Below are 25,952 nucleotides of genomic sequence, written 5' to 3' on the forward strand. Positions count from 1 at the left end.
GGCGGTCTTTCATTGTATGTGCGTTGTCAGGCAAGTCGCTGAATCAGATACGCCCAGATAAATAAGCGTCATAATCCGGTATTTCAATCTCAACTTCTTTGCTTATCAAATCGGATTCGAACAAAAAGTTAGCGCTGGCGCGGTTTGTCGCAACAGGAATATTCCAGACACTGGCGATACGCAAGAGGGCTTTGACATCGGGATCATGAGGGACGGCGTTCAACGGGTCCCAGAAAAAGATCAGGACATCGATTTTACCTTCTGATATTAAGGCACCAAGTTGCTGATCCCCTCCCATCGGGCCAGAGATCAGCGTTTTAATCGCCATACCTGTTTCTTTACTTAACATGGAACCTGTTGTGCCTGTCGCGAAAAGAAAGTGGCGTTGTAGCTGCTCTTTGTGCTCGGTGACCCAGCGCAATAACTCTGGTTTGTAGTTGTCATGAGCCACTAAAGCGATTTGCTTGTGAGCGGGCATAATTCGTGTTGTTTTCTGCATGTTTCTTTTCCCTTCTTGAAACGCATGGGCCTTGGTTGGTTTGGTGACCAAGACAAGTCCTCAGACATACTTGTACTTGCCGAGCAGCGATCATCAGTGTTGCGCTGGTGGGCAATTTTAACTGTATTGCAAGGCTGTTATGAAAGATAGTTTATCGTTATTTTGATTGATAATCCGCTCTGGCTGGGCATATTATCATTGGTCGAAGGTTTGCCCTAGTGACTCAACGTTTAGGCCGGTGTCGTTGTTCTTTTCGCTCAATGTATGATTGGGGAGTGTGACGATGAGTCTGTTTTTTGGCACTTGACCAAGATGTGAGGAACCGTGTAGTGGTTAAAAAATGGCCGTATGGATTTCATCGTATAGACACAAAAAGTGCTCTTGAAACACTAGAATTTGTACAAACCTGTGCGACCAAGATGACGTGATTCACATAAAACAACTTATACACAAGTTGAATGGTTCTGCCGCAAGCTGGGGTTTGTTAGCATGATCTCGTCTACGTTTCACGATTGAGGCAGCAGTCTGCTGCAACGTTTAGGGAATGACTGTATTGATTAGGAAACACTATGATAGAAATTGTCACTCCTCGGCTTTCGATGCGGCAGATCACGGAAACAGACTGGCCCTTGTTTCTTCGTTTGCATCAGGAAGAAGAGGTTATTCGTTACGCTTTTGACAAACCAGAGTTGGCAGATATCAGACATCGTTTTGAATCTCGTTTGCCGCTTTGGCAGTGGGGAAGCCGCCATTGGCTTTGCCTTGTGATCATCGATAATGAGAGTGGTCAGGCAGTGGGCGTGACGGGCTTATGTGTTGACGAGGAATCTGAGCAGTCTGTCGAAATTGGATACCTTTTATTACCTGAATTTCATGGTCGAGGTTTCGGCACAGAGTCATTACTCGCTTTGATCGAGCATATTGAGCAATCTTTACCCGTCAAAAATGTTAAAGCGATTGTAACGGATGGGAATGTCGCGTCTTGTAAGGTGTTGGAAAAAGCAGGGTTTCAGCTTATTGAAAGAGAAGAAAACGCGTATCAAATCGGTGGACGTTTATACGATGATCTCATCTATCGCTTTCTTCTCTAGACGGGAAAAAGCAGCACGTAGGCTGCTTTTTTGGTTGAAACTCGTCACTATGCAATGGCTTGTGACAAAATTTCTCGGCTGCGATCTAAAGTAATGGTCTGATTTTCACCTAGTGCTTTCATACCATGCAATTCCAACTGGCTGACGACAGAATCGACGGCCTTCGCTTTGTCACCGCCATGCTCGGTGAGTTTCGTGGGGACATGTAAACTCTGATAAAAACTCTCAATGGCATCAATGGTACGGTCGGCGAGATCGTCGCTGTGCGGTAGACCAAAGACATTTTTCCCCATTTGCTCGAGTTTTGGCCGTTTGTGACTCAATTGGTTACGCAACAATGAAGGTTGAACAATTGCCAACGAGCGAGCATGGTCGACACCCCACATGGCCGTCAGTTCATGGCCAATCATATGAGTTGCCCAATCCTGGGGGACACCGCTACCAATCAATCCGTTGAGCGCTTGGTTGGCCGACCACATGAGATTAGCACGCCAAGCGTCATCATCACGATGATCGAAACTTTCTCCGAGCTGTTTGAGGGTTTTCAGCAGTGTTTCTGCATACCCATCTTGGACCATGGCACCATGAGTTGTGGTGAGATATTGTTCACAAACGTGTACCCAAGCGTCGACAATACCGTTAATCAATTGCTTTTCGGGTAAGGTTTTCATGACATCGGGATCCATGACCGCAAACTTAGGCTGGACGAAAGGACTCATAAATGCCAGCTTGTCCTGAGTTTCAAGCTTGGTGATCACCGCGCCCATGTTTGACTCTGATCCGGTCGCGGGCAGTGTCAAAATCGCCCCAATGGGCGTTGCTTTTGTGACGGGATGCTTTCCTGTGAGGATATCCCATCCATCGCCCTGATATTGAGACGCTGCCGCGACGTACTTTGAACCATCGATAACAGAGCCGCCGCCGACAGCAAGAATAAAATCAATGTTTTGTTGTTTAACGATAGAGACCGCTTTGTCGAGGGTTTCTTTTGTTGGGTTAGGCTCAACGCCAGAAAACTCTACCCATTGGTGTTCTTTCAATGCCTCAGCGACCTGCTCATAGACCCCATTTTTTTTGATTGAGCCACCCCCATAGATGACCAGAACCTTGTCTTGTGGTTGTATCGTTGTCTGAATTGATCCAATTTGTCCTTGGCCAAAAAACAGTTGGGTTGGGTTGGCATAAGTAAATTGCATGGTGATTCCTCTAGCGTCCAATGTTTGGGCCCCTAAAGTGAGGGCTCATTTGATTGTTTAATGCATAATAGTACTCAATTGAGATTAAAAAAATATCGAATCCTCTACTTTTGTTGCCTATTCCTACTTTTTGTATATTCTATTAAGGTCACAAAGGAGGCTCAATGAATCTTGCTCAACTTATGCAAAAATACGCCAACGTCCACAATTTAAATGCATTGGAAGGGGTCATCGAGACTGAACTTTCTGGCGTTTGGTTCTATCGCAGTAGCACGGGAAACGCCCGTCAACCGTTTATCTATCAATCGGGGGTGATCATCCTTGGCCAAGGTAATAAGATCATTCATTTAGGCAGTGAATCGGTGACTTATGGTCCAAATGACTATTTGGTTGTGGGTGTTCCTATGCCAATAGAATGTGAAGCGGTTGCGACCGATGAGGAACCCTTGCTGGGTCTATCCATTGATATCGATTCACAGTTGTTGCACAGACAAGTCAATAAACTTGAGTCGCTGGAGTATTGGCCAAAGAAGCAAGGAGGCGATAATACATGCGGCCTTAGGTCGGTGCATATGGAAGCCTCAATGTTGGATGTGTGCCAACGTATTATCAAGGCCTTGTGTGATCCGTTCGAGTTAGCGGTGTTGGGAGAGGCACTCAAAGAGGAGCTTGTCTATCGTGTGTTGACCAGTCAAGAGGGGCATGTCTTGTTTGATCTGGCTCATCATGAAGGCCAATATGCCCGAGTGGCAAAAGCACTCGACAAAGTCCACCGCGAGTATGACGAGACCCTCTCTGTGCAGAATTTGGCCGAAGAAGCCAATATGAGCATGTCGGCTTTTCACAGTGCCTTTCGTCAAATCACCTTAGAAACACCGATTCAGTACATTAAAAAAGTGCGACTCAATAAAGCAAAGGAACTGATTCACCTTGAGGGAAAAAGAGTGAATGATGCCGCTCGACTGGTCGGATATAGCAGCGTGTCTCAGTTTTCTCGTGAATATAAACGGCATTTTAATGAAACACCGAGCGGTCTTAAACTCGCCGGTTAAATGATGAGGTTGTCCGTGATGAGATGCTTGACCGTGGTTCAGGAATTGTTGTGTAGGAGCGAAGACATCAATTACTTTTTGGTGAAAATTAACCACATGTTTCTGACTATTTTTTTACCAAATTTGCGAGTCATTTTGTATAAATAATAATTGTATCGCCTAAATCAGACCGATCGTCCTAAAGTTATTTCACACCAAATTATAAGTAATCTGAATTAAATCAGATCAATTAAATCCGTGAAACAATAACTGAAGGAGACACTATAATGTCCGTCTATCAGCGTCCAAAGGTAAAGTATTCGTTTGCCATTCGTTCATTATCCGCCTTATGCTTGATGGCCTCAGGCTACAGTTTTTCTGGTCAAAGCACGCCAACTGAACCCAATTGCCGCCCTGATGGCTTGGCGCAAACTCAAGGTATCACCGTTCCCTATTGCAGCGTTTATGACACAAATGGACGTGAAAAGATGGGCGATGATCATCCCCGCCGTGTGATTGGCTATTTCACCAGCTGGCGAGCCGGTGATGATCCCCAAGCGGCCTACTTAGTGAAGGACATTCCTTGGGAGCAACTCACCCATATTAATTACGCTTTTGTTAGTATTGGGTCGGATGGGAAGGTCAACATTGGGGACGTTAATGATCCTGCTAACCCAGCGGTTGGTAAGACGTGGCCTGATGTGGATATTGACCCAGCGTTGGGTTTTCGCGGCCATTTTGGTGCGTTAGCAACTTATAAACAAAGACATCAGGTCAAAACTCTCATTTCTATCGGTGGATGGGCTGAAACCGGAGGCCACTTTGATACGGATGGGAAACGGGTCGCCGATGGCGGCTTTTATACCATGACGACCAACGCCGACGGCTCAATTAACCATACGGGGATTGAGACGTTTGCTGCATCTGCGGTAGACATGATGCGTCAGTACAAGTTCGATGGTCTTGATATCGATTATGAATACCCGACCTCGATGGCGGGTGCTGGCAACCCCGACGACAAAGCATTTATGGAGCCGCGGCGTGCCCATCTTTGGGATTCTTACCAAGTACTGATGAAAGTTCTGCGTCAAAAGCTAGATAAGGTCTCAGAACAAGATGGTGTTCATTATATGTTGACGATCGCGGCGCCTTCATCGGGCTATTTGTTGCGAGGGATGGAAACGTACAATGTGACCCAGTACCTCGATTACGTCAACATTATGTCGTATGACCTGCATGGCGCGTGGAATGATCATGTAGGCCATAACGCTGCACTTTATGACACGGGTGAGGATTCAGAACTGGCACAATGGAATGTCTATACGACCGCGGCTTACGGGGGAATTGGTTATCTAAATACTGACTGGGCATACCACTACTTTAGAGGTTCAATGCCAGCTGGGCGGATTAATATCGGAGTCCCTTACTATAGTCGCGGCTGGCAGAACGTCAATGGTGGTCGTCACGGTTTATGGGGACGAGCTCCGTTGCCTGATCAGTCTCAATGTTTGCCCGGGACCGGTGAGGGGGAGAAAAACAACTGTGGTAACGGTGCTGTTGGAATTGATAACATGTGGCATGACACCGATCCTAAAGGCAATGAGATGGGCGCTGGCTCAAACCCAATGTGGCATGCCAAAAATCTGGAATACGGCATTTGGGGGAGTTATACCAGTGCTTACGGCTTAGATCCGGTCAATGATCCAACGGACCAAATGAGGGGCACTTACGAGCGACACTATGACAACATTGCAGTGGCACCTTGGCTGTGGAATCAAGAAAAGCGTGTTTTCCTTTCTACGGAAGACAAAGCATCCATCATAGTTAAAGCGGACTATGTTATGGATAAAGAGATTGGCGGCATCATGTTTTGGGAGCTAGCGGGCGACTACAACTGTTATACATTGGATGGACAAGGCAATCGGGGCCAGGTTGATCGCACTGAGCAGGCCTGCGTATCGGGCAATGGTGAGTATCATATGGGGAATACCCTGACCGATACAATATACAATAAGTTTAAGTCCGCAACCCCTTATGGAAACACCCTTGCAACTGGTGCCATACCTGATCAAGCCGTCGATGTTGCCGTTGATGTAGGCGGGTTTAAAGTGGGTGACCAAAACTACCCGATCAACCCTAAATTAGTCCTAACGAATAATACTGGTTACGAATTCCCGGGAGGAACAGAGTTTCAATTCGATCTCGCTGTTTCTGCACCTGACAACGCCAAAGACCAGTCAGGCGCAGGGCTGAGTGTGATTTCATCTGGGCACACAAGAGCCAACAACATCGGTGGACTTGACGGACCATTCCACCGTGTATCATTCACCTTACCTTCGTGGAAAACCTTGCCATCAGGAGCAACCTATGAACTGGACTTGGTGTATTACCTGCCTGTTTCTGGACCAGCAAACTACAGCGTCAACGTTAACGGCGTTGACTATGCGTTTAAGTTTGAGCAACCTGACTTGCCCCTAGCAGATTTAGGTGCGGGTGATGGCGGGGATAATGGGGGCGGTGATGGCCCTGTTATTGTGTGGGAGCCGGGTGTGACGCAAGTGAGCAATGGCCAGACCGTCTCGTACAACGGGCAATGTTTTGTCGCTAAAAATAGCCCAGGACCTTGGGAGACCCCTGTGAATTCGAATTGGTTTTGGGATCAGGTGACCTGCCCATAATGATTAAGGCTTTGGTTCAAACCAAGGCCTTATTTTTTCATTCAGAGAACGTGGCACCTGAACAGGATTTATTCAAATTGATAACCTTCTGGGACAACCACGATGCCTTTTTCCGATAGGTGGAACCGCTTGGCGTCATCGGCTTTGTTGACGCCAATTTGGGTTTTAGGTGGGATATTGACATGTTTGTCGATAATGCAATTGACGAGCTGACAACCTTCACCCACGTCAACGTCATCAAATACTATACAATCGACGACAGTCGCACTATCGTGGATACGGACATTAGAGGAAATCACGGAATGTTGCACTGAGCCGCCAGAGTTAATCACACCGTTAGCAATAAGAGAGTTAATAAAAATACCTTCATTACCCGTTGCAGACGAGACGGTCCGCGCAGGCGGAGATTGAGTTTCATAGGTTCGCACGGCCCAATCTGACTGATAAAGATTCATGGGTGGAACGGGGTCGAGCAAATCCATATTGGCTTCATAAAAAGAATCAATGGTACCCACGTCTCGCCAATAACAATCTTTCGCCACACGGCCTTTATCGTTGCAAAAATCGTACGCATACACTTGTTCAGTGGTGAGTAGTTTTGGAATGATATCTTGACCAAAATCGTGACTGGAGTGCACATCCTGAGCGTCGGCTTCTAACGCGTGCTGTAATACTGTCATATCGAAAATGTAAATCCCCATCGAGACCAAACTTCTATCGGGCTTATACGGCATGGACGGCGGATCTTGCGGCTTTTCGACAAAAGAGGTAATCACCCCTTGGTGATTGATATCCATCACCCCATATTGTTTGGCTTGTTCACGAGGTATATCCATACAGGCGATGGTTAGCTGGGCTGCATTTTGTTTGTGCTCTTCAAGCATGGCCGCATAATCCATACGATAAATATGATCCCCAGATAGCACCACAACATGTTTTGCGTCGCTTCGAAGCAGTAACCACAGATTGTGGTAAATGGCATCGGCGGTTCCTTCATACCATTTACCTTTGCCTCTCATCTGAGGTGGTATCACGGAAATAAACTCCTCTAATTCAGGATTAAAAATGGACCAGCCGTCGCGCAAATGTTTTTGCAAAGAGTGCGACTTATATTGGGAGAGGACAAGAATTTGCCTGAGACCGGAATGGAGGCAATTGGTCAACGTGAAGTCGATGATTCGATATTTTCCGCCAAAAGGGACTGCGGGTTTTGCTCTATTGTCTGTCAACGGGCTAAGTCTAGAACCCATTCCGCCAGCGAGTACCACAGTGAGCGTATCTTGCATGAATTTCTCCCTGATTGAGTGCATAGATAGGGTATTTAACAAGAGTAATACAAGTTTTGCGCCAACGGTGCGCAGGCTGATTTTACTTGCCTTAGGTCGATAAAGGCAGAAAATTGCTCTGGGCAAGTTGCACTAATAAGTAGCAGTGCACCAATATCAGGCAACTGTGTCCATTTCGTTGCAAGGTAACAGGGAAACTCGATTTCGGCCAAGCGACTTGGATTCATACAAAGCAACATCCGCGCGTTTGTAGGTATCTGCCACGCTGTGATCCATATCGGTAACACCGATGCTGACGGTGACTTGTTCATTGTGTCGTAACGACACCGATAATCGAAGTCGATTGCTCAACCTTTCTGCTTCATTGAGCTGGGTATAAGGCATGATGATCGCAAACTCTTCGCCACCAATACGCGCAATGAAATCGGTATGTCGGAGTTCTTGAGCCAATGCGAGCGCAACAGATTTGATGATTTTGTCGCCCTCGTCATGGCCGAGATTATCGTTGATACGCTTAAAATGATCGACATCTGCAATCGCAAAACAGGTGACTTGGCTGATGTGATGGTGCCGGGTTTTATAACAATAACTCAGTATTTTCTGGTCAAACTTTCGACGGTTCCATAACCCCGTCATGGCGTCTTTTTCACTCATTTCTCTTAACCTGTTTTCCAGTTCTTTACGATGAGAAATATCAACAAACGAAGCGACGTAAAATTGAATAACGTGACTTATGTCTTTGACAGTTTGAACACGGAGTATCTCTGTGATCGGTGAGCCGTCCCGTCTCTTGTTGACCACTTCACCTTCCCAAAGTCCGTCACTTTCAAGAATTTTCCACATATTGATGTAGAACTCTTGCTCATGTTTACTGGCGGCAAAAAAGGAGGGCTGCTTGCCTTTCACTTCTTCAAAGGTATAGCCACTGACGCGGGTAAATTCCTCGTTTGTACGGATGATTCGATTGTGCCGATCCGTAATCAGCATCGCCGACATGCCATTCATGGCTGCTCTGGCAATTTGGCTATCCATACTATTTTTGGCATGGTTGTGATTCCAGACCACAAAACAGAGGCTGATCAGAAAAATGACTAGCGCCACGACCAGCGCTTGAATCAGGAGGGCGTTTCGTTGGACAAGATAGAGTTTGGAGACTTGTTTATCCGTGGTCTTAGTCACCAGAATCAGCTTGAGAGTGATACCGGGCATATCTAAGGTGACCTTATCAAAAGATATCCGTTGTCCTTGTTGGGTGAGCGTACCTTTTTGACTCAAAGGGATTTTCTCCCAAAGCACCGGATAGATCGTGTCTAATCGATGATGGGCATTCCATTCGACGATGTGCCCCATGACCCGCTCATTATGATTGGACATAACGTAGTAGCCTTGCTCATTAAAGACATCTGGCAAGGTCTCGGGTGTTTTCATGTTGAGCCTGTGATAAAGATAATTCAGGTCGAGATTGGCCACAAAATAGCCCATTCTCTGTGTCTTAATGTCAACGGGTACAATAAAGCGAAGGCTGGGTTTAAGGGGAAGCACTATGTCGCCATTTTCGCGCTCAAGATCGATGCCAAATGCTGAGATTGATTGTGCTTGGGCTGTTTGGGCGAACTTAAAATAGTCCCGATGACGCTTGTTTTGCAAAGAGGCTGGTGGCACGACCATGCTGGCGCCTTGATGATGATTGACGCGGACTCGTTCTTGACCCTGTGCGTCTAGTAAACGAAGCTGAGAAAAATCGCCGTGCGTTTCCAAAAACAAGCGCCATGAGTCTTCGAGTGCTTGACGATGCTGCTGGCTCGGTTCAGCCACCGCTCTGAGAAAAAGTCCGTTGTTAGATAGCCGCTTTATGGAATTCAGAATGTTATTGGATTGTGCAACTAGAGCAGAACGCGTGTCACTGAGCTTGGACTCAGCTAGCAAGTCAAGGTGTTGCTCAGTGCTTTGTTTGGCTTGGGTCAACTCGCTAATAAAATAGAGGCTGGGTACAATCGCAAGCAGGGCAAAGACCAGTGAAAATTGTACCAATATGCGGAAACTGAGCTTTAACATTGTGTCTCAACGACTGTGGCTTTAAGGATCAAACGCGATTATATGAAACCGATTTTTTTTTACTGTGAGCAAGATGGAAATACCATTAATATAACTAATGGCATTATTGTGGGTATTTGTCCTTCACACTGCTGACATCAAGACCCCGTCGAGAGGTGGGGTCTTGATCTCTGGATTTAGGTTTGATTGATGTGAACGGTATCAGCCAGAGGCCGTGTTTTCATCAAAGCATAACCGCATCCTGTCACCACCGTACCTGCTGTAATGGCCAGCAGATACATGAAAACAGGGCTGATTGCATTCGGGATCAAAAGGACAAACAAACCACCGTGAGGCGCCATAAGCTGAGCGCCAAACCACATTGACAAGGCCCCCGTTAATGCGCCGCCAACAATACAGGCGGGGATAACACGTAATGGATCTTTGGCTGCAAAGGGAATCGCGCCCTCGGAAATAAAGCACAAGCCGAGCACAAACGACGCTTTACCAGCTTCACGTTCGCCTGTCTCAAACTTGTTCTTCGCTAAAAACGTCGCCAGCCCCATGCCTAATGCGGGAACCATACCCGCAGCCATAATCGCGGCCATAGGCGTATAAGTCTGGGAAGCTAACAAACCCACACCAAAAGTATACGCAGCTTTATTGACTGGCCCTCCGAGATCAAAGCACATCATGGTACCTAAGACGACGCCAAGCAGAATGGCGTTGGTTGACCCCATTGTATTAAGGAAGGTGGTCATTGATGACATCACTTTGGCGACAGGCTCGCCGATGAAATAGATCATCACTAGACCAGTGAAAAGGCTGGCAACAAACGGAATAATCAAGATCGGTTTGAGGGCATCCATCGATTGGGGAAGACGGAGCTTATTGGTGAGCAGCTTGGCACAATACCCAGCAATGAAACCTGCGATGATTCCACCAAGAAAGCCTGCACCGACTGAGCTGGCCAACATACCACCAATCAAGCCCGGTGCGAGCCCAGGTCTGTCAGCGATAGAAAAAGCAATGAATCCAGCCAGAACTGGAATCATTAAGGCGAAGGCGGTCGTTCCTCCGATGGTCATGAGGGCCGCTGCGAACGTTCCTTCCTCTTTGAAAGCCTCAATACCAAAGACAAAGGAGAGGGCAATAATCAAACCTCCCGCCACCACGACGGGCAGCATGTGCGAAACCCCGGTCATCAAATGTTGATAGATTCCTTTACTTTCAGGGCATTGAGGTGCGGAGTCTACACGGTCAGTTTGTTGATAGAGCGTGGCGTCACTCAACGCTTTTTTCAACTCCTGAGCTGGGGTTTTCAATGCAAGGCTGGTGCTGGTTTTGTAGACTTTTTTTCCTTCGAAACGGGTCAGTGATACATCGATGTCAGCGGCGATAATCACTACATCAGCCCCATCAATATCACTCTCAGTCAGTTGATTCTTTGCGCCGACAGAGCCACGGGTTTCGACTTTGATGTGATGGCCTTGAGACTTTGCTTCAGTCTCCAAAGCGGCAGCCGCCATAAAGGTATGGGCAACACCGGTTGGGCAGGCGGTGATGGCGACAATATTCGCGCCATTAGGAATGGAGGTAGAAGGCTCGATCTGCGGAAGATCGCTCTTGTGCAATACCATGGCCTGATCGATGGCTGTTTGTAACAACGCCGCCGGATTGCTGAATACCGAGAGAATGGATGATTGATACACCTTTTTGCCAATAAAACGCGCCATATCAATCGTGTTATGGGAGGCAATGATAATAACGTCGGCCCTTTCAATCTGATCACAGGTGAGAGCATCGGGTTCAAATAGCTGAGACTGACACTCTAGACTGACGCTGTGCTTTCGTCGGCAAGCGGCCTTGGCAAGCAGCTCACCAGCAATGAGGCTATTTGCTACGCCATTGTGGCAAGCGGTAACAATTGCAATGTTCATATGAATGACCTTTATCCTTACTCTTGCTTGTCACAAAGCTGAGTGATGTTGATTTTTTTCTGTAATCGAGTTACTTGATTGATATCGGTGACCCCAACGCCGATCTGAGCAACGGCCAGTGCAGAGAGCGCGGCCGCAAACGTGATCAGAGTGTTTTTGGGCATCGCTTGCATATGTCCCCAACACAGCCCCGCAACGAGAGTGTCGCCAGCGCCTACAGTACTGACCACCTCTATGGTCGGCGGCTGTGCGTGGATCCATTCATGGTTGTTCAGCCACATCACACCTTTAGGGCCTAAAGACACCACCACATTGTCCACGCCAGCCTGGGCAATAGCTTGCGCGGCGACTTGGCACTCACGGGTTGACAGGATCGGGGAGCCAACGAAAGCGGCCAATTCATCCTCATTGGGTTTGACCAGCCAAGGTGAAGCCTGAATGCCGGCTTTTAACGCGTCCTGACTCGAATCGAAAAGAACTTGTTTGCCGCGTTTTTGGAGATAAGACACCCATGAAGCACAGCGTTGCGGTGAAACACCAGCCGGTAAGCTGCCCGCCATGACAAAATATTGGTGATCGACGCACAGAGTCTTGAGTGTCGATTCAAATTGTTGAATAGCCTGCTCACTGATCGTCATACCGGGGAAATTGATGTCACTGACGCGGTCATCATTTTCGATCAGCTTGACGTTAATTCGGGTTGCCCCATCGACACGAACAAAGGCATCAATGGCATTGATTTGGGTGAACAACTGACAAAACAGCTGCTGATTTTCTTGGCCAAGAAAACCGGTCACCGTCACTTTTGCTCCGAGATCGGATAGGACTCTGGCAACGTTGATCCCTTTACCCGCAGCATGCAAGGAGCTTTGCTTGATTAAGTTAACCTTTCCTGGCTTGAGAGTGTCTAAACCGCCCGTTAAATCGAGCGCTGGATTAAGCGTAATGGTCACGACTTTATTCGACATGGTAGGTCCTTATCCTTCTCCCAGACCGGAATCAATCACGTTACCGATTGACTGAAGTGCTTGGGCCGCATCTGGGCCATTCGCGGTAAATTTCAATTGATGGCCGCTTTTTACGCCTAACGCGATCACTTTCATTAGGCTTTTCGCGTTCACACTGGTATCGGTGCCATTGAGATTGGAGACCGTCAACGTAGATTCAAATTTTTTGGCCTCCGCCACCAGCATCGCACCGGGTCTTGCGTGCAAACCATGCGTATTCTTTATGGTAAAAACCGCTTGTGTCATCGTGTCTGATGGTGTGAGGGTGTCATCAAGGGTTGAATCAAACAAACTCAACAACTCGGATTTGGAATCGCTAGTGAGTTTGAGCTGTTGGCCTTCCGCTACGAGCTCACTAATCTTATCAAGGTGTGACCGATGACTTTGATTGCATGCTGCAACAGTGATCAACGTTTTAACCGAACGGCCTTCGAACTCAAAGGGTTCGGCGACCGACACGATCGCCAAAGCGGTTTTGAGAACTGACGTTGCTGAGCTGGAGAGCCAAACGCCTTTTCCCAAATGGGTAGGGGGCGCCATGATAAGATCGGCAACACACCCCTTATTAATGTAGCCCTGACGATTGAGCAGCTCACCCGCCATTGCGGTCAGTGGCCACATATCACTGATTGGGAGGTTGAGTTCCATTAAGGAAGGGGACAATTCACACGTCATTTGTATGTTTTGATTCAGTAAATCAGAGAGTTGTTGTGCGGTTTGAACTTGCTTGAGGAGGGATTCGAAACCGTCAGTTGAGATGACCTTGGTCAGTTGCTCAAGAATACTCAGATGCTCTGTGGACATGGCCGCAATACCGATCACGACATAAACCCATTGACCCTCTCCCCAATCGACGCCTTGCGGAATATGTACGATGGAGACCCCAGTTGCACGAACCCTATCTCTCGTCTCTATTGTGCCGTGCGGCATCGCGATGCCGTTGCCTAGATAGGTTGAGCTAAGCTGTTCGCGTTTCAACATGCCTTGCGCATAGCCAGATGTGACTTTGTTCGTATCAATTAAGGTGTGCGCCGCAAACTTAATCGCTGATTCTTTATCTGAAAAATGTTGATTAAAGGAAATGTCGTGTTCAGTTATCTTGAGCATATAGCCTCTTTGTTTTGATCTATACGATATAACCAGTCTAGTAGACAGTCTTCTTACACAGGCTGAATCGATTCAGCAAAAAAGCAAAAAAAACCAAACGAACCGCTCGATGATCACCAAAAAATAACTCGAATAATCATAATGTGATCATGGTTAACTTTTGATCACGCTGAATCGTTTCGTCTGTTAGGCTGAATCGTTCCAGTCTATAATGCAAACATTGCCATGGTTCAGGTGGTGAAATTTTGATCCATTCCACATAAAAAGCAGGTTTCTATGACATTAGATCAAATAGCCAAATTGGCAGGAGTGTCTAAAACGACCGCCAGTTATGTCATTAATGGTAAGGGGGCAAAATACCGGATCAGTGAGAGCACTCAGAAGAGAGTGATGGCGGTTGTTAATGAGCACAATTATCGACCCGATCTTGCGGCCAGTACCCTCAGAGTTGGGCAAAGTCGTTCATTTGGCCTAATTATTCCAGATTTGGAGAACACCAGCTACGCTCGACTTGCCAAGCTTCTTGAACAAAACTCCAGAACCATAGGTTATCAAACACTGATTGCTTGTTCAGACGATGATGCCGACACAGAAAAAAGTGTGGCTCATGCGTTAGTCAGTCGTAAAGTTGATGCGTTGTTTGTCGCCAGTGCCATCCCTGAAGCCAATGACTTTTACCTTCAACTTCAGCAAGATGGCACCCCAGTCATTGCCATCGATCGCCCGCTTGACGATGAGTTTTTCTCCTGTGTCATCAGTGAAGATTTTGATGCGGCTTTTGAATTGACCTCATCGATATTATCGGACAGCATCACCAGTATTGGCCTGATTGGCGCGTTACCCAACCTCAATGTCTCTCGTGAGAGAGAATTGGGCTTTTACAGTGCGCTCACTGATCCCAGTGTCTCTACTCTGGTTGGCTATGGTGAGCATTTTCAACGTAAAGATGGTAAGCAGGTACTGGAAGGCTGGTTGGAAAATAACTGTGTGCCCAAAGCCATTGTGACCACCTCATACACTTTACTTGAAGGGGTACTCGACCTCTTGTTGGAGCAACCTGAGCGATTGTCTGGGGTGAAGTTTGCAACCTTTGGTGATCACAGGTTATTGGACTTCTTACCAGTCAAGATAAATTCGTTACCTCAACAGCTAGAAATGATCGCAGACAGCGCTTTAACTCGTGCAATGAATGCCATCGCAAAACGTTATCAGCCCGGTATCGAATTAGTGCCAAGAAAAATCATTGTAAGGCAATAACCCAATTGAAGTTGGGTTATTGCTTGTTATTAATATTGGAATCGCACCGACATGGCAATTTGAGGGCCGTATAGGCCATTGTTACGAGTTTCAGCAGATAGAGAAAGTTGATCAGTAGAATGAAAGCGTATACCTGCATGAAAGACGGAACTGTCGTCATTACGACCGATGCGGCCCGTTAATTCGATTTGATCGGCAAGCCACATGCGAGCACCGATATTCACTTCTACTTGGTTTTCCGAGGCGCCTCCAGATTTAGGCACGTATTTGACTCTGTGTATCAGCAGTTGCCCATACACGTCTGCGAATTGGCTAACGGGTCCATTAAAACCAACCCCACCAGCGATATCATAGTCTTTGTCAAACTGGGTGTCGGCACGGATAATAAAATGAGAATTATCAGTAAAAAGCGTACTGAACTCTGCGCCCGACATTTCTGGATTGATCGCGGTACGAACTTCAAAAAAGTTATACATAAAATTGTTCGCGTGAGCGTTGCTGGTTAAGCCTGCGCTGGCGAATGCGCAGGCTAAAATGATCTTTTTCAACGGTACTACTCCGACTAGCATCAAGTTTTTGACGAAAAGATGCGGTTAACGAAAACTAACCAAAGCTAAGCAATAATTAAGCCGTATCCAGCCATTCGGTCAGATTTTAACTCATAGTCAGGATAAATACCTTATTTTAAAGCAGTTGAATGCGATCAACATCAATTTCCGCGGTTCTGCCGCCTTCAAATTCCCCAAAAATACGCAAAGAGGTGTCAGGGTCAATCGGTTGGTTGAGTCGAATATCGTCATCAATACTGATTTGAATCTCATTTTTTCCGTCAGAAAACAGATAAGTATCTGCGCTTATTTGACGAACAATATTGCCGTCTACGACCACCTTTTTCTCGACAAACAGACTATTGTCTGCCAATAGGGCGTCAAGCGACGCCACCTCGATTGGGCCGTTGTATTGAATGCTTGAGTGAGTCTCGTGGGCTAGCGCGATCGTCGGTCCCAATATGAGAGCGGCGGCGGTGGCGAGTATAATGTGTTTCATGAGAGTGTCCTTTATCGATAATAACCGTAATTGGTCATGGGATTAGAGCATCCGCATGTTGAACCGCCTCTGATGAGGTTATTCATAATCGATTCATGGCTTGAGCATGCGAGTGTAAAAACGATATGATGACGGACCTTCCTAGCGAAACTGTCTGAAAATAAGTGGATTATGCGTCGAGCAATAGATGCGTTAATGGTTCAGGGAACCACCTCCGATGCAGGAAAAAGTGTATTAGTCGCGGCTCTATGCCGTATTCTTGCAAGAAAAGGCATTAAAGTTGCCCCATTTAAGCCACAAAATATGGCACTCAATAGTGCAGTAACGGCTGATGGTGGTGAAATCGGTCGTGCTCAGGCTGTTCAGGCCAAAGCAGCCAATATTGAGCCCAATGTCCATATGAACCCTGTGCTTCTGAAGCCCAGTTCGGATACCGGTGCTCAGGTGATCGTGCAAGGTAAGGCGCGCCCGCCGATGAGAAGCATCGGCCAAAAGACATACAAAGATGAGATGCTCCCCGTGGTTCTTGAGTCCTTTGTGACCTTAACGCAAGCGTATCAGTCTGTGATGATCGAGGGGGCAGGCAGCCCTGCCGAGATCAACTTGCGGGCAAATGATATTGCCAATATGGGGTTTGCGGAACCGGCGGACGTTCCGGTCATCATCATTGCGGACATTGATCGTGGCGGTGTTTTTGCGCACTTGGTTGGGACGCTCGAATTGCTGTCTGAGTCAGAACAGAAAAGGGTGGTTGGTTTTGTCATCAACCGTTTCAGAGGGGATATATCGCTGCTGCAACCCGGCTTGAACTGGCTCGAAGAGAGAACCGGAAAACCCGTCATTGGGGTCCTCCCTTACTTGCATGGTTTTGATTTAGAAGCGGAAGATGCAATCAATACCACACAACAGGTTGGTGAGGAATGTCAGTTGAATGTGGTCGTCCCAGTTTTGACACGAATTAGCAATCACACGGATTTTGATGCTCTGCGCCTTCACCCCGAGGTCAACCTTCGTTTTGTTGGTCAGGGTGAGCGGCTTGACAAGGCGGACTTGATTATTCTGCCGGGGACCAAGTCGGTCCGTTCAGATCTCGCGTATTTACGTCGTCAAGGTTGGGATAAAGATATTGAGCGGCATCTTAGGTTTGGTGGTAAGTTGATGGGGATTTGCGGAGGTTATCAGATGTTAGGTGTGCAGATTAGTGATCCATCCGGTGTTGAAAGTGAGGCGGGGGAAAGTCAGGGACTCAATTATTTGCCGATCACCACGGAACTGAAGGAGGAGAAAGCACTGGTTAATGTCAGTGGGACTCTTGAACTCAATGGTGAACAGGCGCCGGTTACAGGCTACGAAATCCATGTAGGTAGAACTGCACTAAACCACCCCAGTCTCATTCGACTGGATTCAGGCAAAGGGGATGGCGTTGTCAGTGAGTGTAATCAAGTTCTGGGAACGTATCTTCACGGTATATTTGACAACGCTCAGGCATTGAGTTTGCTCACCCGGTGGGCAGGCGCGCAAGGCGTGACGGAACGGGATCACCAGCAACAACAAGAAAATGCGATTAATCTTATTGCCGATACCGCCGAACAACATCTCAATCTCTCGTTACTTTGGCCGGAGCTGTATCGTTGAACTTTCGGTCTAACTTACGAATTTGTCTGATGGCATGGTTGAGTATCACCTACAGTGCAGTGGGCGATGCCGAGCCCCTTACCGTTTACGCGGCCTCCTCCATGACTCAAGTGATTAACGTATTAGCGAATGAGTACGAGTTGATGACAGAAACCCGGGTTACGCCAGTGTTTGCCGCTTCATCGGCCCTCGCGCAACAAATCAGGCATGGTGCGCCCGCCGACATTTTTATCTCAGCCAATCGCCATTGGGCTCAGTATCTGGTCACGCAGGGTCATGTTCATCGTGATGCGGTGACCAACCTAGTGTCGAATCAGTTGGTGATTGTTTCCTCCCACCGATGGGGAAGCGGTTTTAACCTCACCGATATTCAAGATTGGACGCATCGCCTAGCGGATGAGAGATTAGCGGTTGGCCAGACCGATGTGGTTCCAGTGGGGATTTACGCCAAGGAAGCTTTGATCTTTTATGGGTTGTGGGACCGCCTTAAAGTGGCTCTAGCGCCAGTCAATAATGCGCGAAAGGCACTTATTTTGGTTGAACGAGAGGAAACACCCTTAGGGATCGTTTACAAAACCGATGCGGTATCGAGTGACAAGGTTTCCATTGTTGCGACTTTCCCATCGGCAAGCCACAGCGGTATTGTTTATCCGATGGCAACGCTCAATACACGGCCTGAAACACTCGATTTTGCGTTGTTTTTGCAAACGACTCACGCACAAGTCATTTTTAAACAATATGGATTTCTTTAACAATGTTCGCCGCCCTTTCAGAGTATGAATACCAAGCTTTGATGTTGAGCTTAAAAGTAGCCGTGTATGCTACAGGCTGGCTGATCCCGATTGGTATCGGACTTGGTTGGGTATTGGCAAAGAAACAGTTTGTTGGCAAAACTTGGCTCGACAGTTTGGTGCATTTACCCCTTGTTTTGCCACCGGTGGTGATTGGCTACCTTTTGCTGATTTCAGTCGGCCGTCAAAGTTATATTGGGCACTGGCTGTATGAGTATTTTGGATTGGTGTTTTCGTTCAGTTGGAAGGGGGCGGTACTGGCCTGCCTTGTGGTTTCATTGCCTTTGATGGTGCGGGCTATTCGACTGAGTGTCGAGAATGTCGATGCTCGTTTAGAGCAGGCCGCGGCGACTTTAGGAGCATCGCCGACTCGGGTGTTTTGTACGATTACGCTTCCACTGATTTTTCCCGGGGTGATCAGTGGTGCATTGCTGTCGTTTGCACGTAGCCTTGGTGAATTTGGTGCGACGATAAGTTTTGTGTCCAATATACCGGGTGAGACACAAACGATTCCATTGGCTATGTATACCTTTATTGAAACGCCGGGGGCGGAAACAGAAACCTTGCGTTTGTGTGTCTTGTCAGTCTTGATTGCGCTCTGCGCTTTATTACTCTCTGATCGGGCGAGTCGTCGTCTGACGAAAAGACTAGGGACTCACGGATGAGTGCGATAGACATTCAATTTAAGCAGTCATTTTTAGGGCTAGAATTTGATATTGAGGTGTCGATTCCTTATCAAGGGGTGACTGCGATCGTTGGCCCCTCTGGTGCTGGGAAGACCACCTTCATTAACGTGATGAGTGGCCTCATTCAGCCCGATGAAGGCCGGATAGAGATGGCGGGCAATATTCTGTTTTGTTCTGCGTCCCAGATCCATATCCCTACCTATCAACGTCGTCTTGGCTACGTCTTTCAGGAAGCACGGCTTTTCCCCCATTATCGAGTAAAAGGGAATTTACGTTATGGAGTCGACACACCCGACAGCGCGTATTTTGATAAAATAGTGAAGCTGTTGGCTTTAGACGATCTTCTTGAACGCTACCCAGTCCGACTGTCTGGTGGCGAAAAGCAACGGGTTGCCATAGGTCGGGCGCTGTTGTCAAAACCCAGCTTACTCTTAATGGATGAGCCTCTGGCGTCTTTAGATCGAAGAAGAAAAGCAGAAGTCTTGCCATTCTTGGAGCGGTTGGCGACAGAGGTCGATACCCCGATCATTTATGTGTCGCATAGCTTGAACGAAGTCGCTCGATTGGCCGATCATCTTGTGATCCTCAATAAAGGAAAGGTGATCGATTCGGGGCCAATCGCCACGGTGTGGTCATCTGATGCGATGCTACCTTGGCAGCCTCTTAGACAACACAACACCTTATGGAAAGCAATGGTGATGGGGGAACATCAAGGGTTAACTCAGTTAGCGTTGCGAGGTGGTCTGGCGTTATGGGTCCCGCGGTTAAACAGACAACCCCGCGAAAGAGTGAGCTTGCATATTCAGGCTGAGGATGTATCCGTGTCTTTGCAAGCACCGAGGCAAAGCTCAATACGCAATGTTGTACCAGTGGTCATTTTAGCCATAGAGACACCATGCCTTCAATCAGAACAGGACAGTGTCTTGGTCAAACTGGCTATAGATGACGAGCATTGCTTGTGGTCGAGCATCACTCATTGGGCTAAAGATGAACTTGGTTTACGGGTTGGATTAGCGGTCTATGCACAAATCCAAACGATCAATGTAGATCTGGATAGTCCAGGATTGTGTTATTAAACGCCGCAAACCGCGGCGTTTGGGGTGAAGTTAGCGAGTAAAAACATCGGTAAAGTCGCGTTTTAAGATAGGGTCTCGACGTGCTTTTTTTATCTGTTTGACCATATCTTTGACGCTGTTTTGCAGTACCTGATCCAATAATTGGGCACGGTAAGCTTCTTGTTGCTGCTCGTCCATCTCTTCAGGCAGTTTTAATGTTGGGAACTCTTCCATAACACTTATACCCGCAAAAGCCTGACTCACCGAAACAAGGGCATGGAACTGTTCAAAGTTATCGAGTACATTCTGGGCACTGTTTGGAAGTTCACTCCAAGCCTCACGCACTGCCTCTTCAGAGACTTCATGAATAGAGGTGATCATGTAGTGCATCCCATCGGGGATGTCATCAAATTCAATCACTTGGCGGAGCTCTGCTGAAATGGTGGACAAATCGACTTGGGGTTGTTCTGTTGAATTGGTGTCAGACATTCGCTCTCTCGTAAATATAGGGTTGTAACGTCCCTATCCTAAAAAAAATAGATTAAATGTCAACAGTAGTGGTGGAAATCCTCGTCTTGGAGTATTCTTAATCATAAGCAACTGATTTTTCGGCCAGTTTACTCATTTAAGAAGGTAGATACGTGGAACTCTCTGGATCTTCGATGAAAATTCTACTCGTTGATGACGTGCAAATGGAACGCATGCAACTCGCTATTCGCCTAAAACAGCTAGGCCATACGGTGGAAATGGCAGCGTCCGGAGAACAAGCCCTTGCTTTGTACCCTAGCTTCCAGCCCGAATTGATCTTACTCGACATCTCGATGCCGGATATGGATGGCTTTGAAGTATCCCAGCGTATTCGTGAGATTTACAAAGAGTGGATACCAATTATCTTCCTGAGTAGCCATGATGAACCTGCGATGATCGCCAATGCGATCGATGCAGGCGGGGATGACTATTTAACCAAACCGGTGGATAAACTGGTTCTTGCGTCAAAATTGATCGCAATGCAACGCATTGCTTTTATGCGACGCGAACTCAATCATAAAACGGCGGAACTGGCAAAAGCTAATCAAGAGCTTGAAAAATTGGCCAGTGAAGATGGTTTAACCAAGGTGAAGAACCGCCGTTACATTGATGAAAAACTCAAAGAAGTGATTGCGAATCATGGCCGACATCATTTGCCTCTGAGCTTAATTTTACTTGATGTGGATCATTTTAAACTTTACAACGATAACTATGGCCATATTGAAGGTGATAAATGCCTGATTGAAATTGCTCGGATGCTCGATGGGCTTTTTGAAAGGAGCGCAGAGCTTGTCGGCCGTTACGGGGGCGAAGAGTTTGTGATTATCCTAGGTCACACTGGCTTAGAGGAGGCGTTGAACAATGCCACACGAATTCAATCCAGTCTTGAAAAGTTAGCCATTCAACATGAGTTTAGTAGTGCCTCGAAATATGTGACAGTGTCGCAGGGGGTCTACAGTATTGTCCCCACGGGTAAGGAATCGCCTGATGACTTCTACATCAAAGCAGACGAAGGCCTGTACCGCTCTAAAAGTGAAGGGCGTAATCGGTTTGTTCACATAGAGTAGGTGTAGAGGAATCAGAGCGTTGTCTTATTTTCGTTATGGCTTGCTCACGGCTAAACCAGAGCTAAGCCAAGCTGACTTGGTTTCTTCCTGCCTTTTTGGCCTTGTAAAGGGCCGTATCTGCTTGCTTCATAACTTCCTCAACGCTATCGGCGTCTAGATTATCGGCGACGCCGATGCTAATGGTAACGCTGACATGATCCACCTCGTTGGCTTTTTTACGTTTCTTCGCACCACTTTTATCGTCTTTTGGTCTCGACTTTTCGTTTCTGACCACCATCTCGTAGTCTTGTATGGCGATTCTGAGATCTTCAAGATGCGGCAACGCTTCTTGTGTCTCTTTTCCTTTAAATAACACGGTAAACTCTTCCCCACCGTAACGATACACTTTAGCTCGGCCACCAGTCTCCGCCATTTTGCTTGCGACCAGTTTGAGAACATCGTCACCAGTATCATGGCCATAGGTATCGTTAAAGGATTTGAAATGGTCAATATCGAGCATAGCGATGGTGTATCGTCGACCGAGATGACGAAGATCAGATTCCAATGCCAAACGGCCCGGTATATCGGTTAAGCGATCTTTGAACGCCAGTTCATGGCTAGCCGAAAAAATATAGACAAGTAAAAGTAGACCCGCTAAGGAAAACAAAGAGATCGAAATGAACTGTACGTGAAAGAAGGTAAAGGTGACAGAAGAAAGGGCAATGGCGGTATACACCACGGCGTCAATAATCCGATTGCTTCGGTGAACGAAAATGGCACTTAGCAGAATCGTACCAAGCGAATATAAGACTAAGATAAGAGGTAATCGTGATATAGCCGGCTCTGAATAAAGGAAGGTGTCATCAAACTGACCGAAGCCCCCTTCGTAAAAATAGGTCAAAATAAGGTAACACCACAAGGCTATTAGTGACAGTGTAACAATGTAAATAGCAAAGGCTTTGCTTAAAACACCGCGCTCTTTATACGGATAAACGAGGGCACAAGCGATAGGAACCACGAAGGACAGCAAAGACAGTTCAAGTAAGGTCGATCCTGTTGATAACGAACTTTGTAAAAACGCCTGAATGTACCAATAGACTACCGTCATGGTAAACGCAATCATAGCAATACGGCATTGTTTAAAAGCGTGGCCCAACGCGATCACACAAAAGAAAAGCACGTAGGGTAGATGGGAAGTGATGCCTAAATTGGATTGAGTCAGGTCAACGACACTGTTCATTCCTATGGCCATCAAGGCTAACAGCAATAAGGGTAACGTTAAACGAAACCAATTTGTTGTTACCAAAGAAAACGACATTGACTAGCCTTCGACCTATTAATTAACATTGATCTATACATGATGCTTAAGAATACTGTGATCTTATGATATTCCAAGCTTTTTACGTCATCACAACGCTAAAAATGAGGTATTGTAGGAACAATTGTCAAAAAATTGAGTATAAATCTCCCCTTTCAGTTACGCCATGATTTATATTTAGAAAGTAGGCTAGGAAGAACTTGAAGCATAAAGGAGCGCAAGGTTATGCAAATCAGTGTTGACGTTCACAATTATATGGAAACACTCGTCGGCCAAGTTTTAGCACAAGACAAATACGCTCTGCATCTGGATCATGAGCAGCTCGCCGATTTGGCGTGTTTGGCTCTGAGTCAACTAAGACCCGTTTATATTCGACATGATATCGACTTTCTGTCTGCGTTATCGGAAGAAAGGCTGGTTGTCTTGAAGAAGTATTCAGAGGCGGCGGTGGCGTCGTCCATGTCCATGATTGTCGAAGATAGGCGTCGCGCTCGCAAAGACGAAGTACCTGTGATGTTCAGTAAACCCAAATTTGATGATGACACTGAACTTGAATGGTTTGAAAAACCCCTCGTTGAAGGTAAGAAAAGTGAATGAAGGAGCGGTATAAGTGGGATTATTTTCAAGAATTTTTGGCGGTGGGGGACCTAAAGATGACAGCAAGGAATTGGAGCCCATTGAGTACATGGGTTTTTTGATTTATCCGCAAGCATTGGCTGAACATGGTCAGTATCGCGTTGCAGGGCGGATCACTAAAATCATCGATGAACAAACCAAAGAACACCGATTTATTCGTTCCGATGTCCTCGCGTTAGAAAACGACGCCAATGAACTTATGTTAAAAAAAGCGCAGATGTTTATTGATCAAAGTGGTGACAGTATTTTTGGATAGTGTTTAACAGGTTGACGAACGTCATAATTTTAAGAGCCATTAGTCGTTATGCTAATGGCTCTTTTGTTTTTCTAATGTGGTGATCGAGTCGTTTAAAACAATACGTGTAACCTCTCAAATTTTTAGTATCTAGCGGTTACATTGCAGTGCAAGACACTAACTAACTCATTACAAAGGAGTATATGTCCTTCGAATTAGTATTTTCGAGGCAAAATACTTGAAGTTAATCTAAGCGTTCGATAAAACAAATGTTCACTGTGGCTAACAGTCAAGGAATCGCTATGCAAATTGGTGTGCCAAAAGAAACACTTGTGGGAGAAACACGAGTCGCCGCTTCGCCAACCTCGGTTGAGCAGCTTTTAAAATTAGGTTTTGACGTCTGTGTGGAATCAAAAGCAGGGAAACTGGCAAGTTTTGATGACGCGGCGTTTGAATTATCCGGAGCCAGCGTTGTTACCAAAGACGAGGTGTGGCAGGCGGACCTCATTTTAAAAGTGAATGCGCCCAATGACGAAGAAATTGAACAAATTAAAGCGGGAGCGACTTTGGTCAGTTTTATCTGGCCTGCGCAGAACCCCGAGTTACTTGAGCAATTGGCCAGTAAAAAGATTAATGTATTGGCGATGGACTCGGTTCCACGAATTTCTCGGGCTCAATCATTGGATGCGCTCTCTTCGATGGCGAACATAGCTGGGTATCGGGCGGTCGTAGAGGCGGCTCATCAGTTTGGGCGTTTCTTTACCGGACAAATCACCGCCGCGGGTAAAGTGCCGCCTGCAAAGGTATTGGTTGCGGGGGCTGGTGTTGCTGGTTTGGCCGCGATTGGTGCTGCCGGAAGTTTAGGCGCGATTGTCCGTTCATTTGATGTCCGGCCAGAAGTCAAAGAACAAGTTCAGTCGATGGGTGCAGAGTTTCTAGAGGTTGATTTCAGCGAAGATACTGGCGCTGGTGATGGCTATGCTAAAGAAATGTCTGAGGCTTTTACCGCAAAGGCTGCAGAATTATACGCTGAGCAGGCCAAAGACGTCGATATTATCATTACTACTGCACTGATCCCCGGTAAACCAGCCCCGACACTGATCACCAAATCTATGGTGGACAGTATGAAAGCGGGCAGTGTGATTGTCGACTTAGCTGCTGCCAATGGTGGCAATTGTGAATACACTAAAGCCAACAAGGTGGTGAAAACCAAAAATGGCGTAAAAGTGGTTGGTTATACTGATATGGTGAGCCGTTTGCCAACCCAATCCTCACAATTGTTTGCCACCAATTTGGTTAACCTATTAAAGCTATTGTGCAAAGACAAGCAAGGCATGATCGACATTGATTTTGAAGACGTCGTCCTGCGCAGTGTCACTGTTGTGAAAGAAGGGGAAGTAACTTGGCCAGCCCCACCCATTCAAGTCTCGGTACAACCCAAGCCACAACAAAAAGCCGCTGAGCCTGTAAAACAAGACAAAACGCCAGACGAGCCAGTTTCACCGTTGAAGAAAATCACGGCATTGGCTTTAGGTCTGGGTGCTTTCGCTTGGATTGCTTCTGTTGCACCCCCCGCTTTTCTCTCCCATTTTACCGTCTTCGTGCTTGCTTGTGTCGTTGGGTATTACGTGGTTTGGAACGTGACTCATGCCCTGCATACCCCGTTGATGTCAGTGACTAACGCGATATCTGGCATCATTGTCGTTGGTGCTTTACTTCAGATTGGGCAGGGAAATGGGGTGGTATCTTTTCTCTCATTCATTGCCGTTCTGATTGCCAGTATCAATATCTTTGGTGGCTTCACCGTGACCAAGCGCATGCTTGAAATGTTTCGTAAAGATTAAGGGGA

The 25,952-nt window shown here is 46.8% G+C and carries 23 protein-coding genes; 12 read left to right on the forward strand and 11 right to left on the reverse strand.

The window, feature by feature from the left end; all coding sequences use genetic code 11:
• Positions 1-43: 43 nt before the first annotated feature.
• Positions 44-499: a methylglyoxal synthase gene (locus HLM86_RS15395; RefSeq protein WP_076588897.1), complete on the reverse strand. Its 456-nt coding sequence runs from the start codon at positions 497-499 to the stop codon at positions 44-46.
• Positions 500-1,068: 569 nt separating this feature from the next.
• Between HLM86_RS15395 and HLM86_RS15400 the strand changes: the two genes are divergently transcribed.
• Entirely contained in the window at positions 1,069-1,590 is a 522-nt protein-coding gene (locus HLM86_RS15400) for a GNAT family N-acetyltransferase (protein WP_170883634.1), read from the forward strand.
• 47 nt (positions 1,591-1,637) lie between these two features.
• Here the strand turns inward: HLM86_RS15400 and HLM86_RS15405 are convergent, their stop codons facing one another.
• Entirely contained in the window at positions 1,638-2,786 is a 1,149-nt protein-coding gene (locus HLM86_RS15405; protein ID WP_170883635.1) for an iron-containing alcohol dehydrogenase, read from the reverse strand.
• Between the two features lie 164 nt (positions 2,787-2,950).
• On the opposite strand from HLM86_RS15405, the gene HLM86_RS15410 reads away from it, so the two are divergent.
• Both HLM86_RS15410 and HLM86_RS15415 read left to right on the forward strand, forming a co-directional pair.
• The gene (locus HLM86_RS15410; protein WP_076588653.1) at positions 2,951-3,838 is read left to right on the forward strand and encodes an AraC family transcriptional regulator; all 888 of its coding nucleotides are present in this window, start codon (positions 2,951-2,953) and stop codon (positions 3,836-3,838) included.
• A 266-nt stretch (positions 3,839-4,104) separates the two neighbouring features.
• On the forward strand, positions 4,105-6,495 hold the full coding sequence (locus HLM86_RS15415) for a chitinase C-terminal domain-containing protein (RefSeq protein ID WP_170883636.1): 2,391 nt from the start codon (positions 4,105-4,107) through the stop codon (positions 6,493-6,495).
• Positions 6,496-6,563: 68 nt separating this feature from the next.
• On the opposite strand, the gene glgC is transcribed toward HLM86_RS15415, so the two are convergent.
• From glgC to fruB, 5 genes are all read right to left on the reverse strand, one after another.
• The gene (gene glgC, locus HLM86_RS15420; protein ID WP_170883637.1) at positions 6,564-7,805 is read right to left on the reverse strand and encodes a glucose-1-phosphate adenylyltransferase; all 1,242 of its coding nucleotides are present in this window, start codon (positions 7,803-7,805) and stop codon (positions 6,564-6,566) included.
• A gap of 132 nt (positions 7,806-7,937) precedes the next feature.
• A complete protein-coding gene (locus tag HLM86_RS15425; protein WP_170883638.1) occupies positions 7,938-9,836 on the reverse strand; it encodes a sensor domain-containing diguanylate cyclase in 1,899 nt (632 codons plus the stop codon).
• 176 nt (positions 9,837-10,012) lie between these two features.
• Complete coding sequence (gene fruA / locus HLM86_RS15430) at positions 10,013-11,755, reverse strand: PTS fructose transporter subunit IIBC (RefSeq protein WP_170883639.1); 1,743 nt, start codon at positions 11,753-11,755, stop codon at positions 10,013-10,015.
• A 17-nt stretch (positions 11,756-11,772) separates the two neighbouring features.
• On the reverse strand, positions 11,773-12,723 hold the full coding sequence (pfkB, locus tag HLM86_RS15435; RefSeq protein WP_076588659.1) for a 1-phosphofructokinase: 951 nt from the start codon (positions 12,721-12,723) through the stop codon (positions 11,773-11,775).
• Positions 12,724-12,732: 9 nt separating this feature from the next.
• Entirely contained in the window at positions 12,733-13,869 is a 1,137-nt protein-coding gene (gene fruB / locus HLM86_RS15440; protein ID WP_170883640.1) for a fused PTS fructose transporter subunit IIA/HPr protein, read from the reverse strand.
• Between the two features lie 276 nt (positions 13,870-14,145).
• On the opposite strand from fruB, the gene cra reads away from it, so the two are divergent.
• Positions 14,146-15,126, forward strand: coding sequence for a catabolite repressor/activator (cra, locus tag HLM86_RS15445; protein ID WP_170883641.1), 981 nt, complete (start codon positions 14,146-14,148; stop codon positions 15,124-15,126).
• 29 nt (positions 15,127-15,155) lie between these two features.
• Here the strand turns inward: cra and HLM86_RS15450 are convergent, their stop codons facing one another.
• Both HLM86_RS15450 and HLM86_RS15455 read right to left on the reverse strand, forming a co-directional pair.
• Complete coding sequence (locus tag HLM86_RS15450; protein WP_076588674.1) at positions 15,156-15,674, reverse strand: hypothetical protein; 519 nt, start codon at positions 15,672-15,674, stop codon at positions 15,156-15,158.
• Positions 15,675-15,810: 136 nt separating this feature from the next.
• Positions 15,811-16,173: a YgiW/YdeI family stress tolerance OB fold protein gene (locus HLM86_RS15455; RefSeq protein WP_076588676.1), complete on the reverse strand. Its 363-nt coding sequence runs from the start codon at positions 16,171-16,173 to the stop codon at positions 15,811-15,813.
• A 171-nt stretch (positions 16,174-16,344) separates the two neighbouring features.
• Between HLM86_RS15455 and HLM86_RS15460 the strand changes: the two genes are divergently transcribed.
• The 4 genes from HLM86_RS15460 to modC are packed head-to-tail and all read left to right on the forward strand — an operon-like array spanning position 16,345 to position 20,361.
• Entirely contained in the window at positions 16,345-17,808 is a 1,464-nt protein-coding gene (locus tag HLM86_RS15460) for a cobyric acid synthase (RefSeq protein ID WP_170883642.1), read from the forward strand.
• 29 nt (positions 17,809-17,837) lie between these two features.
• Entirely contained in the window at positions 17,838-18,560 is a 723-nt protein-coding gene (modA, locus tag HLM86_RS15465) for a molybdate ABC transporter substrate-binding protein (protein WP_076588679.1), read from the forward strand.
• A 2-nt stretch (positions 18,561-18,562) separates the two neighbouring features.
• A complete protein-coding gene (gene modB / locus HLM86_RS15470) occupies positions 18,563-19,264 on the forward strand; it encodes a molybdate ABC transporter permease subunit (RefSeq protein WP_076588681.1) in 702 nt (233 codons plus the stop codon).
• Complete coding sequence (gene modC / locus HLM86_RS15475) at positions 19,261-20,361, forward strand: molybdenum ABC transporter ATP-binding protein ModC (protein ID WP_076588683.1); 1,101 nt, start codon at positions 19,261-19,263, stop codon at positions 20,359-20,361. The genes modB and modC overlap by 4 nt, the downstream gene beginning before the upstream one ends.
• Positions 20,362-20,391: 30 nt before the next feature.
• Here the strand turns inward: modC and HLM86_RS15480 are convergent, their stop codons facing one another.
• On the reverse strand, positions 20,392-20,829 hold the full coding sequence (locus HLM86_RS15480; protein ID WP_076588686.1) for a DUF3069 domain-containing protein: 438 nt from the start codon (positions 20,827-20,829) through the stop codon (positions 20,392-20,394).
• Between the two features lie 173 nt (positions 20,830-21,002).
• Between HLM86_RS15480 and HLM86_RS15485 the strand changes: the two genes are divergently transcribed.
• Positions 21,003-21,935, forward strand: a complete 933-nt coding sequence (locus HLM86_RS15485) for a GGDEF domain-containing response regulator (RefSeq protein ID WP_083949334.1) — start codon at positions 21,003-21,005, stop codon at positions 21,933-21,935.
• A 61-nt stretch (positions 21,936-21,996) separates the two neighbouring features.
• On the opposite strand, the gene HLM86_RS15490 is transcribed toward HLM86_RS15485, so the two are convergent.
• Positions 21,997-23,232: a GGDEF domain-containing protein gene (locus HLM86_RS15490; RefSeq protein ID WP_170883643.1), complete on the reverse strand. Its 1,236-nt coding sequence runs from the start codon at positions 23,230-23,232 to the stop codon at positions 21,997-21,999.
• Between the two features lie 225 nt (positions 23,233-23,457).
• Here HLM86_RS15490 and HLM86_RS15495 point away from each other — a divergent pair, with 225 nt between their 5' ends.
• The 3 genes from HLM86_RS15495 to pntA all read left to right on the forward strand — a co-directional run bounded on the left by HLM86_RS15495 (position 23,458) and on the right by pntA (position 25,947).
• Positions 23,458-23,829 (forward strand): late competence development ComFB family protein, encoded by a 372-nt coding sequence (locus HLM86_RS15495; protein WP_076588694.1) that lies wholly within the window; start codon positions 23,458-23,460, stop codon positions 23,827-23,829.
• Between the two features lie 13 nt (positions 23,830-23,842).
• The gene (locus HLM86_RS15500; protein ID WP_076588898.1) at positions 23,843-24,124 is read left to right on the forward strand and encodes an HlyU family transcriptional regulator; all 282 of its coding nucleotides are present in this window, start codon (positions 23,843-23,845) and stop codon (positions 24,122-24,124) included.
• A 281-nt stretch (positions 24,125-24,405) separates the two neighbouring features.
• On the forward strand, positions 24,406-25,947 hold the full coding sequence (gene pntA / locus HLM86_RS15505; RefSeq protein WP_170883644.1) for a Re/Si-specific NAD(P)(+) transhydrogenase subunit alpha: 1,542 nt from the start codon (positions 24,406-24,408) through the stop codon (positions 25,945-25,947).
• The last annotated feature ends 5 nt before the right edge of the window (positions 25,948-25,952 follow it).

This window comes from Vibrio ostreicida (assembly GCF_013074385.2).
Classification (GTDB): domain Bacteria; phylum Pseudomonadota; class Gammaproteobacteria; order Enterobacterales; family Vibrionaceae; genus Vibrio; species Vibrio ostreicida.

Bases quoted from the DNA above. Each gene is read 5' to 3' on its own strand.
- HLM86_RS15395 (WP_076588897.1), bottom strand. From the start codon at position 499: ATGCAGAAAACAACACGAATTATGCCCGCTCACAAGCAAATCGCTTTA.
- HLM86_RS15400 (WP_170883634.1), top strand. From the start codon at position 1,069: ATGATAGAAATTGTCACTCCTCGGCTTTCGATGCGGCAGATCACGGAA.
- HLM86_RS15405 (WP_170883635.1), bottom strand. From the start codon at position 2,786: ATGCAATTTACTTATGCCAACCCAACCCAACTGTTTTTTGGCCAAGGA.
- HLM86_RS15410 (WP_076588653.1), top strand. From the start codon at position 2,951: ATGAATCTTGCTCAACTTATGCAAAAATACGCCAACGTCCACAATTTA.
- HLM86_RS15415 (WP_170883636.1), top strand. From the start codon at position 4,105: ATGTCCGTCTATCAGCGTCCAAAGGTAAAGTATTCGTTTGCCATTCGT.
- glgC (WP_170883637.1), bottom strand. From the start codon at position 7,805: ATGCACTCAATCAGGGAGAAATTCATGCAAGATACGCTCACTGTGGTA.
- HLM86_RS15425 (WP_170883638.1), bottom strand. From the start codon at position 9,836: ATGTTAAAGCTCAGTTTCCGCATATTGGTACAATTTTCACTGGTCTTT.
- fruA (WP_170883639.1), bottom strand. From the start codon at position 11,755: ATGAACATTGCAATTGTTACCGCTTGCCACAATGGCGTAGCAAATAGC.
- pfkB (WP_076588659.1), bottom strand. From the start codon at position 12,723: ATGTCGAATAAAGTCGTGACCATTACGCTTAATCCAGCGCTCGATTTA.
- fruB (WP_170883640.1), bottom strand. From the start codon at position 13,869: ATGCTCAAGATAACTGAACACGACATTTCCTTTAATCAACATTTTTCA.
- cra (WP_170883641.1), top strand. From the start codon at position 14,146: ATGACATTAGATCAAATAGCCAAATTGGCAGGAGTGTCTAAAACGACC.
- HLM86_RS15455 (WP_076588676.1), bottom strand. From the start codon at position 16,173: ATGAAACACATTATACTCGCCACCGCCGCCGCTCTCATATTGGGACCG.
- HLM86_RS15460 (WP_170883642.1), top strand. From the start codon at position 16,345: ATGCGTCGAGCAATAGATGCGTTAATGGTTCAGGGAACCACCTCCGAT.
- modA (WP_076588679.1), top strand. From the start codon at position 17,838: ATGGCATGGTTGAGTATCACCTACAGTGCAGTGGGCGATGCCGAGCCC.
- modB (WP_076588681.1), top strand. From the start codon at position 18,563: ATGTTCGCCGCCCTTTCAGAGTATGAATACCAAGCTTTGATGTTGAGC.
- modC (WP_076588683.1), top strand. From the start codon at position 19,261: ATGAGTGCGATAGACATTCAATTTAAGCAGTCATTTTTAGGGCTAGAA.
- HLM86_RS15480 (WP_076588686.1), bottom strand. From the start codon at position 20,829: ATGTCTGACACCAATTCAACAGAACAACCCCAAGTCGATTTGTCCACC.
- HLM86_RS15485 (WP_083949334.1), top strand. From the start codon at position 21,003: ATGAAAATTCTACTCGTTGATGACGTGCAAATGGAACGCATGCAACTC.
- HLM86_RS15490 (WP_170883643.1), bottom strand. From the start codon at position 23,232: ATGTCGTTTTCTTTGGTAACAACAAATTGGTTTCGTTTAACGTTACCC.
- HLM86_RS15495 (WP_076588694.1), top strand. From the start codon at position 23,458: ATGCAAATCAGTGTTGACGTTCACAATTATATGGAAACACTCGTCGGC.
- pntA (WP_170883644.1), top strand. From the start codon at position 24,406: ATGCAAATTGGTGTGCCAAAAGAAACACTTGTGGGAGAAACACGAGTC.